Genomic DNA, 8,304 nt, shown 5'->3' with positions numbered 1-8,304 from the left:
GACCCTGGGGGAGCCGATCGGGGCCGCTGCGCGCGGACGGCCTACTCGTCCGCGGCGCGCTCGAGGTCGAGCAGGAATCGCTTGACCTCGGGCCGCCCGCCGTACTCGCCGAGCGAGCCGTCGGCACGGATGACCCGATGGACCGGGACGACGAGCGAGAACGGCGTGGTCGCACAGGCGGTGCCGACGGCCCGAGCCGCTCGTGGGCTGCCCGCTGCGATGGCGATCTCGCCGTAGCCCGCGGTCTCGCCATAGGGGATGTCGCGGATGGCCTCGAGCGCGGCACGGTGGAAGCCGTTCACGAGCCGCCAGTCGAGGGTGACGTCGAAGTCACGGCGGACGCCCTCGAAGTACTCGTCGAGCTGCCGATCGATGTCGCCGCCGGCCGAATCGTCCGGCTCGGGGGCGCTGTGCRGGGCGGCGGCGACGCGGCCGACTGCGACGTCGACCGGCCCATCGATCGGATGAAGGGCCACGATCCCGCCCGGGCCGGCGACGATCAGCACATCACCGACGGGGGAGGGGTGCACGCGGAAGGAGGTTTCGATCATGGCTCCATCCTGGCGGCACCCGCAGCGCGGCACCCCGGCCGCTTCCGCCTCGGTGCACTCGGCGCGCGCCGAGTGCCCTGTGGAGGAAGCGCTGATCAATCGGCGTGTCCTCAATCCGGCGAAACTCGGCTCCGGCTCCAGGGGCCCACCCCACCTCGCGCATAGTCTGGCTATCGTGTGGCGAGCCGAAGGAAGCGCCGTGGTCGGCGAAGAAGACTCCATGCCCGCGGCATCCGTGAGTCCTGGTGATCTCGGGTTGTCCGAGCCGGATGTCGTCGTCGCGCACATCGCGGCCCCGGAGCGCGACCGGCTCCGCCGCGAAGGCGCCGAGCTCGGTGGCCCATCGACCCTGCTGCACTTCACGGACGCCGCCGATGCCGGCATCGACATCACCAAGGCGCACCCGAGCAGTCTGCCGAAGTTCATCACAGGCCGGTCCACGCTGCTGTCGAGCCTGTTCCGCGACGAGGTGGCCCTCCGCACCGCGCGGATCGCCGCCGAGCGCCTCACGGCCAAGAACGTAGAACTCCGCACCGCCCGCGGCCTCGACACGATCCACCTCGCCGTGGGCCTGGCGTCGTGGCGGATCGGCGGGCTGGAGTGCACCGCCCCCGTCCTGCTTCGTCCTCTCGCGATCCGCCGCCACCACGCCGACTTCGAGGTGAAGCTGCACGGTGCGTTCTCGGTGAACCCCGAACTGGTGCGGGCATTGCGCACGCACTTCGGCATCGAGGTGGATGCGGCGGCGCTCGCCGCCCTGGCGTACGACGCCGGAGTGTTCAAGCCGCAGCCCGTCATCGACCGCCTGCGCACGCTGACCGGCGCGATCGACTCCTTCACGGTGAAGCCGCGCCTCGTCGTCTCGAGCTTCGCCGACGTGGGCGCGTCGATGGTGCGGGATGCCGCCAACCTCGACCACCCCATCCTCAACGCGCTCGCCGGGCACCCCGACGACCGGGAGGCGCTCACCCTCATGCGCACGGTCCCGCCCACCACGAGTCCCGACGATCGTGCGCCGGCCGCCGACACCCTGCTGCTCGACGCCGATGCCGAGCAGGAGGCGGTGCTCGCCCGGATCGCCGCAGGGCACTCGCTCGCCGTCCACACGCTCCCGGGCACCGGCGGCACGCAGACCATCATCAACGCGATCGGCTCGCTCGTCTGGGCCGGCAAGAGCGTGCTCGTCGTCAGCGCTCGCCGCTCGACGCTCGAAGGGATCCGGCACCGCCTCGCCGGGGTGGGACTCAGCGGCCTTCCGGTCTCGCCGCGCGACCCGCAGCGCGACCTCATCCGCGCGATCGGGCGCAATGAGAAGGCCGAGCAGCCGAAGGTCTCCGACATCGATGATGCCCTGGTCCGGCTGCGCGGCGTGCTGCGCGACTACCGCGCCGCCATCACCGAACGAAACCCCGCGCTCGGCGTCTCGATGCTCGACATCCTGCGCGCTCTCGCGACGCTCACCAGCGCAGAGTCGGTGCCCGAGACGGCGGTGCGATTCGATCTGGCGACCCTCGAGCGGCTTTCGAAGCGTCGGACGGATGCCGCGGGCAAGCTCGCTGCGGCGGCCCGGCTCGGCGAGTTCAAGGTCGGGCCAGGGGATTCCCCCTGGTACGGGGTGACCTTCCACACCACCGAGCAGGCACGTGCGGCACACGGACTCACCGGCACGCTGCACCGGCACGGCGTGCCGTCCCTGCTCGAGCGCGGCTACGAGCTCGTCGCACAGACCCGCATGCGTCCCTTCCGCACGATCGCAGAACTCGGGATCTACCTGCGGCTGCTGCTCGGCATCCGGGACTCGCTCGATCACTTCAGCCCCACGGTCTTCGAGCGGCCGCTGGGCGAGCTGATCCAGGCGCACGCCCCTCGGCGCGACGCCCCCAACATGACCGGCGCGCAGCGCCGGCATCTGAAGCGCCTCATGCGCGAGTACATCCGGCCCGGGGTGCACATCCCCGATGTGCACGAGGCGCTGGTGCGCATCCAGGAGCAGCGTGCCCAGTGGCAGCAGCACGTGGACGCGGGGGTCACCCCCGAGGTGCCCATCGGGCTCGCGGATGTGCACGTCGCCTGGCAGCGCGTCGACGCCGACCTCGCCGAGGTCGACGCGATGCTCGGCCGATCCGGCGCCGACCGCCTGGCGGGACTCCCGGTGGCGGATCTCGTCCGGACCATCGCGGGCCTCGCGGCGGACTCCGACGTCTTCGACAATCTGATGGAGCGGGCAGCGCTCCGCAGCGATCTCGCCGCGCTCGGTCTTGACGGCCTGCTCACCGACCTGTCCGTGCGGCACGTGCCCGAGGATTCGGTCGGCGAAGAACTCGAATTCGCCTGGTGGCAATCGGCCCTGGAGCACCTGCTCGGCACCGACCGAGCCCTGCTCGGAGCCAACACCGCGGTCGTCGACCGGCTGGAGCGCGACTTCCGGCTCGTTGACGAAGCGCATGCCGCGGCATCCGGTCCGCTGCTCGCCGCCCAGCTGTCCACGCAGTGGCGGATCGGGATCGTCGACCACGCGGCCGAGGCTGCGGCCCTCAAGGGCGCGCTGCGCGACGGGAGAGCGGACGCCGCGCGGCTCATGGCGTTGGCGCCCACCCTGCTGCGGACGCTCGCGCCGGTCTGGCTCGCGTCGCCGTACGACGTGCCCAAGCTGCCGGACAGTCGCGAGTTCGACGTCGTCGTGATCGCCGATGCCGCCGCGCTGTGCGTGGCGGAGGCCGCGCCGGCCCTGCGTCGCGCGCGCCAGGTCGTGGTCTTCGGCGACCCGGTGACCCAGAAGCCCACCCCGTTCCGCGTCGCGGCGGGTGTTCCCCGGCCACCGGACGACTCCTTCGAGCCGTTCGATCAGACGAGCGTCTTCGAACGGCTCGCCGAACTCCTTCCCGTCGAGACCCTCACCCGCAGCTACCGGGCGGGAGGCGAGGATCTCGCAAGGCTCGTCAACGACGCGTTCTACGGCGGCGAGCTCAAGTCGCTGCCGTGGGCAGGCTCCTATCTCGGCCGCGGCAGCCTCAGCGTCGACTATGTCGAGGGCGGTTCGGGCACGCCGGATGCGATCACGGGTGCGGTGGAGAGTCCGGATGCCGAGGTCGCGCGTGTCGTTACGCTCGTCGTCGAGCACGCTGTGAACCGCGGGTCGGAGACGCTGATGGTCGTCACCGCCAGCGCYAAGCACGCCGAGCGCATCCGCGCCGCCGTAGAGACGGCCTTCGCCGGGCGATCGGATGTCGCCGACTTCGTCTCCCGCGACACGGCCGAGCCCTTCGCGGTGCTGACCCTCGAGGAGTCCGTCGCGGAGAGCCGCGACCGGGTCGTGTTCTCACTCGGATTCGGGCTCACCAAGCATGGCCGGGTGCTCAGCGACTTCGGCGATCTGTCGACGCCGGACGGGGATCGGCTGCTGACGGTCGGGATGACCCGCGCACGGCGATCCATGGTGATCGTGTCGTCGATCCGCCCGTCGGCCTTCGATGACGGACGGCTCGAGTACGGTGCGGCGACGCTGATGTCGATCCTCGGCGGACTCGCCGCACGCTCGCGCGAGGCCCGCCTCGAAGATCTCGCCGACCCGCTGACCCGGTCGCTCGCCCGGGAGCTGCGCAGCCTCGGCCTCTCCGTCGATGTGCACTACCGCGGCCTGCTGCCGCTCGTCGCGCAGCACGACGGGAAGGCCGTCGTGGTCGAGAGCGACCCCGAGACGGTGGGCGAGTCGCTGCGGGAGTCACTGCGTCTGCGGCCCCAGATCCTGCGCAGACTCGGCTGGCACTATGTGCGGGTGCACGCCTTCGACCTCTACAGCGATCCCGCGGGTGTCGCGGCGCGGATCGGCGCGATGCTGGGCGTCGCGGCGGAGTCGGCGAGATCCGACACCGACACCCAGCCGATCGATGTCATCGAATAAGCGCCAGCGGATCGAGCGGGTCCCCGGCTCCCGCCGCGCGCGCCTGACGCCCGCGCCCGGCACGAGCCCTGAGCCGGTTCCGGCCGACGTCGAGGCCGACGACGCGGAGGTCGCCGAGACACCAGGGGCCGCGGCATCCGGTCCCAACGATGAGCGCATGCGGCGAGACGTCCCGCCGCACTGGTGACGCTAGGGACGCGACGGAGTCTGCTTCTCGAGCAGATCGCGGATCTGGATGAGCAGCTCGGCCTCGCTCGGAAGGGCTTCGGCCTCTTCCGCGATGCCCTGCTTGGCGGCGGCGCGCTCCTTGAGCCGGTTCATCGGGTAGACGAACACGAAGTAGACCACGATCGCGACCGCGATGAAGTTGATGACGGCGGCGAAGATGAGGCCGATCGGAAAGTCCGTCGTCCCGCCGCTGAGATTGGGCACCGGCACGACGATGCCATTGAGGGTCTCGGCCTGGAAGACGAGGGCGATCAGCGGGTTGATGAAGCCGTTGACGATCGCCGTGACGATCCCGGTGAAGGCCGCGCCGATGACGACGGCGACCGCGAGGTCGATGACGTTTCCGCGGAGGACGAACTCCTTGAAGCCTTTGATCATGCGCTGCTCGCCGGTGCGGGCGAGGACTTCGTCTCGGACTTCGGGGTCGACGTCGCGGGGGAGCTCGAACTGGAACTGGAGCTCGACGAGCTCTCCCCGGCGGGCTTCGGACGCGAGTCGGTCCGGTAGAAGCCGGAGCCGTTGAAGGTGACGCCGATCGAGCCGTACTCCTTGCGCAGAACACCGCCGCACACGGGGCACTCGGTCAGGGTGGGGTCGGCGAAGGACTGGACGGCATCGAAGCGATGGCCGCACTCTTTGCATGCGTAGGCGTAGGTGGGCATGTGCTTTCCGTGGTCAGCGCCGCGGGGGCGACAGGACGATGGTCTGGGTCGGGGTGACAACGCCGGTGACGCGCTGGTCGTGGATGTCGCTCGGGACCTGGTCGACGACCTCCGAGTCGTAGACGACGGCGTAGACCGGCGGGCAGCGCTCCATGGATCCGAGGGTCTTGTCGAAGAAGCCGCGGCCCCACCCGAGCCGCATCCCGGTGCGATCCACCGAGGCTGCCGGGATGACGAGCAGATCGACGTCGTTGACGGCGATCGGGCCGAGCAGCTCGCCGACCGGCTCGGGCATGCCGAGGAGCCCCTCGGTGATGTCGCCATCTGACGTCGCGACCGACCAGTCGAGCAGGCCATCGGCGCGCGTGATGGGCAGGAGGACCCGGATGCCGCGTGCCACGGCCGCGTCCACGAACTCCCGGGTGCCCGGCTCGATCGTGGTCGAGAGGAAGCAGGACATCGACCGGACGCCGTACCGTTCGACGAGTGCGTCGAGCTGACCGCGCACACCGGCGGCCGCGGCATCCCGTGCCGACTCGGAGAGCGCCTGACGGCGTTCGCGCAGGTCCGCACGCAGGGCGCGCTTGGCGGCTGCGATGGCGTCGGGCATGCCTCGATTCTAGGTCGCCACGGGTGTGCCGACGTCCGCGCCGTAGGATCGGGGGATGCCCCACAAACCCATCAAAGCCGTCATCCCCGCCGCCGGACTCGGCACGCGCTTCCTGCCGGCGACCAAGGCGATGCCCAAGGAGATGCTGCCGGTCGTCGACAAGCCGGCGATCCAGTACGTGGTGGAGGAGGCGACCCGAGCCGGGATCACCGACATCCTGATCATCATCGGTCGCAACAAGAACAACCTCTCGAACCACTTCGACTCGGTGCCGGAGCTCGAGTCCACCCTCCTGAAGAAGGGCGATCGGGACAAGCTCGCGAAGGTCCAGGAATCGACCGATCTGGCCGACATCCACTTCGTCCGCCAGGGGGATCCCAAGGGTCTCGGGCACGCCGTGCTGCGGGCGCGGGCGCACGTGGGCGACTCGCCGTTCGCCGTCCTGCTCGGTGACGACCTGATCGACGAGCGCGACCCGCTCCTGACGACGATGATCGCGGAGCAGGAGCGCACGGGCGCGTCGATCGTCGCGCTGATGGAGGTCGACGCCGACCACATCCACCTCTACGGCGCGGCTGCCGTCGAAGCGACTGATTCACCCGACGTCGTGCGGGTGACCGGTCTCGTGGAGAAGCCGAAGGCTGCGGATGCCCCGTCCAACCTCGCCGTCATCGGACGCTATGTGCTCAGCCCGGCGGTGTTCGACGTGCTCGAGCACACTGAACCGGGCAAGGGCGGGGAGATCCAGCTCACCGATGCCCTGCAGGAGCTTGCCGCCGACCCGGACGGGCCCGGCGTGTACGGGGTCATCTTCCGGGGTCGCCGCTATGACACCGGCGATAGGGTTGACTACATCAAAGCGATCGTGCAGCTCGCTGCGGACCGCGAGGATCTCGGCCCAGAGCTGCGACCCTGGTTCAAGGAGTTCGCGGCGACACTCTGAGTCCGGGAGGGGGATTCATGGAACTGGCCACCCCTCGTCGGCACGGCCCGGTATCGGTGCGACTCGTCCGTCAGCGCGATGCGCGGGTGATCCAGCAGGAGCTGCTCTCCAATCGCTCCTGGCTGCGCCCGTGGGAGGCCACGAGTCCTGACGGTCCGGTGTCCTTCGACATGCGCGTCGGCATCCGGCGCCTGCTCCAGCAGTATCGGGACGGCCTCGGCGTGCCCTTCGTCATGGAATACGACGGCGAGATCGCCGGACAGCTGAACGTCTGGGGCATCGCCCGCGGATCGCTCGCGTCGGCAACCATCGGCTACTGGGTGAGCGAGCGGTTCGCCGGGCGCGGGATCACACCAGCCGCTGTGGCGATGGCGACCGACATCTGCTTCAACGAGCTGCGCATCCACCGCATGGAGATCTGCATCCGTCCGGAGAATGTCGCCAGTCTGCGCGTCGTCGAGAAGCTCGGATTCCGCTACGAGGGGCTGCGGCGGCGGTTCATCCACATCAACGGGGACTGGCGCGACCACTATGCCTTCGCGCTGGTCCGCGAGGACGTTCCCGAGGGCGTGCTGCAGCGCTGGCTGCAGGGCCGGGTGCCGCAGGATGCGGCGGCGATCCCGCCGGCTGACCGCCTGCACGCCTGAACCTCATATATCGCCAAGGGACGCATGCCGGCGACACGCGCGCATTAACCGGGGGTCGGCATCAGACTCGCCTACCGTGGAGGCCATGGGCGGGCAGGTGCTGGGCGGTGGAGTGATCATGCTCGTCGCCGTGCTCCTCTGGCTCGTGTATCTCCTCCCGTCCTGGCACAGTCGCCGGCAGTACGACGCCGCCGAGCGCAACGCCGTCCGCCTGAATCAGGCGCTGCGGGTGCTGGCGGAGACCAGCGAGACGCCGCACGAGGTGCGGCTAGAGCTCAACACCCGCACGGCGCACGCGCAGCAGCGCATCGCACGTCGGGCGCTCGCCGAACGAGCGGAGCTCGCTCGTCGCACGCAGACCGAGCGCGAGCAGGCCGGACTCGAGACCGCCCGCCGCGAACTCGCATCGGCACGTGCGCTTCCCGCGGCTCGCCAGGCGCGGGCACGCCGGCGAGCGCGGATGGTGATCGCCATGATCGCGGCGTTGTCGCTCGGGCTCTTCGCCGCGGGGATCTGGGTTGTCGTGGCCACTGGCACTCAGCTGCTGATGTGGGTGGGCGCGATGCTGGGCGCGATGAGCCTCGTGCTCCTGCGCCGCATGTCCGTCGTCGGCGCCCGTCGCAGCGGCACGCAGGAGTGGACAGCGGATGCCGCGCCCCACGCCGATGCCGCGCTTCAGGATGTGCCGCTCCCGGCGGACCCCCGCACGTGGGCGCCGCGCCGGCTGCCGCAGCCGCTCACCGCCTCGGCCGGCTCGCGGGC

Annotated in this window: 9 protein-coding genes; 5 read left to right on the top strand and 4 right to left on the bottom strand. The window is 70.4% G+C overall.

Going from position 1 to position 8,304, the window contains the following annotated elements:
* Window positions 1-41 precede the first annotated feature (41 nt).
* Complete coding sequence (locus AC1DVT_RS15620; protein ID WP_477389919.1) at window positions 42-551, bottom strand: methylated-DNA--[protein]-cysteine S-methyltransferase; 510 nt, start codon at window positions 549-551, stop codon at window positions 42-44.
* 220 nt (window positions 552-771) lie between these two features.
* On the opposite strand from AC1DVT_RS15620, the gene AC1DVT_RS15615 reads away from it, so the two are divergent.
* Together AC1DVT_RS15615 and AC1DVT_RS15610 are read left to right on the top strand one after the other, a co-directional pair.
* Window positions 772-4,452 (top strand): AAA family ATPase, encoded by a 3,681-nt coding sequence (locus AC1DVT_RS15615; RefSeq protein ID WP_477389920.1) that lies wholly within the window; start codon window positions 772-774, stop codon window positions 4,450-4,452.
* The gene (locus AC1DVT_RS15610; RefSeq protein ID WP_477389918.1) at window positions 4,439-4,639 is read left to right on the top strand and encodes a hypothetical protein; all 201 of its coding nucleotides are present in this window, start codon (window positions 4,439-4,441) and stop codon (window positions 4,637-4,639) included. The genes AC1DVT_RS15615 and AC1DVT_RS15610 overlap by 14 nt, the downstream gene beginning before the upstream one ends.
* A 2-nt stretch (window positions 4,640-4,641) precedes the next feature.
* Here AC1DVT_RS15610 and mscL read toward each other — a convergent pair whose 3' ends face one another.
* The 3 genes from mscL to AC1DVT_RS15595 are packed head-to-tail and all read right to left on the bottom strand — an operon-like array spanning window position 4,642 to window position 5,952.
* Window positions 4,642-5,058 carry a large conductance mechanosensitive channel protein MscL gene (gene mscL / locus AC1DVT_RS15605; protein WP_477389917.1) on the bottom strand — a complete coding sequence of 139 codons (417 nt, stop codon included), beginning with the start codon at window positions 5,056-5,058 and terminating at the stop codon, window positions 4,642-4,644.
* Window positions 5,055-5,342, bottom strand: a complete 288-nt coding sequence (locus AC1DVT_RS15600; RefSeq protein ID WP_477389916.1) for an FmdB family zinc ribbon protein — start codon at window positions 5,340-5,342, stop codon at window positions 5,055-5,057. The genes mscL and AC1DVT_RS15600 overlap by 4 nt, the downstream gene beginning before the upstream one ends.
* Window positions 5,343-5,355: 13 nt before the next feature.
* Window positions 5,356-5,952: a 5-formyltetrahydrofolate cyclo-ligase gene (locus AC1DVT_RS15595; RefSeq protein ID WP_457099374.1), complete on the bottom strand. Its 597-nt coding sequence runs from the start codon at window positions 5,950-5,952 to the stop codon at window positions 5,356-5,358.
* A 55-nt stretch (window positions 5,953-6,007) separates the two neighbouring features.
* On the opposite strand from AC1DVT_RS15595, the gene galU reads away from it, so the two are divergent.
* From galU to AC1DVT_RS15580, 3 genes are all read left to right on the top strand, one after another.
* Window positions 6,008-6,895: a UTP--glucose-1-phosphate uridylyltransferase GalU gene (gene galU, locus AC1DVT_RS15590; protein ID WP_457099375.1), complete on the top strand. Its 888-nt coding sequence runs from the start codon at window positions 6,008-6,010 to the stop codon at window positions 6,893-6,895.
* A 17-nt stretch (window positions 6,896-6,912) separates the two neighbouring features.
* Window positions 6,913-7,542: a GNAT family N-acetyltransferase gene (locus AC1DVT_RS15585; protein WP_457099376.1), complete on the top strand. Its 630-nt coding sequence runs from the start codon at window positions 6,913-6,915 to the stop codon at window positions 7,540-7,542.
* A gap of 85 nt (window positions 7,543-7,627) precedes the next feature.
* On the top strand, window positions 7,628-8,304 hold a 677-nt coding region (locus AC1DVT_RS15580), incomplete at its 3' end, for a large exoprotein (protein ID WP_477389915.1).

Source organism: Microbacterium sp. P2_F9 (assembly GCF_056403635.1).
This window is presented reverse-complemented; position numbering and strand designations above follow the sequence as displayed.

What these genes read in the sequence shown, in the direction of transcription:
- galU (WP_457099375.1), top strand. Translation starts at nt 6,008, where the DNA reads ATGCCCCACAAACCCATCAAAGCCGTCATCCCCGCCGCCGGACTCGGC.
- AC1DVT_RS15595 (WP_457099374.1), bottom strand. Translation starts at nt 5,952, where the DNA reads ATGCCCGACGCCATCGCAGCCGCCAAGCGCGCCCTGCGTGCGGACCTG.
- AC1DVT_RS15585 (WP_457099376.1), top strand. Translation starts at nt 6,913, where the DNA reads ATGGAACTGGCCACCCCTCGTCGGCACGGCCCGGTATCGGTGCGACTC.
- mscL (WP_477389917.1), bottom strand. Translation starts at nt 5,058, where the DNA reads ATGATCAAAGGCTTCAAGGAGTTCGTCCTCCGCGGAAACGTCATCGAC.
- AC1DVT_RS15610 (WP_477389918.1), top strand. Translation starts at nt 4,439, where the DNA reads ATGTCATCGAATAAGCGCCAGCGGATCGAGCGGGTCCCCGGCTCCCGC.
- AC1DVT_RS15600 (WP_477389916.1), bottom strand. Translation starts at nt 5,342, where the DNA reads ATGCCCACCTACGCCTACGCATGCAAAGAGTGCGGCCATCGCTTCGAT.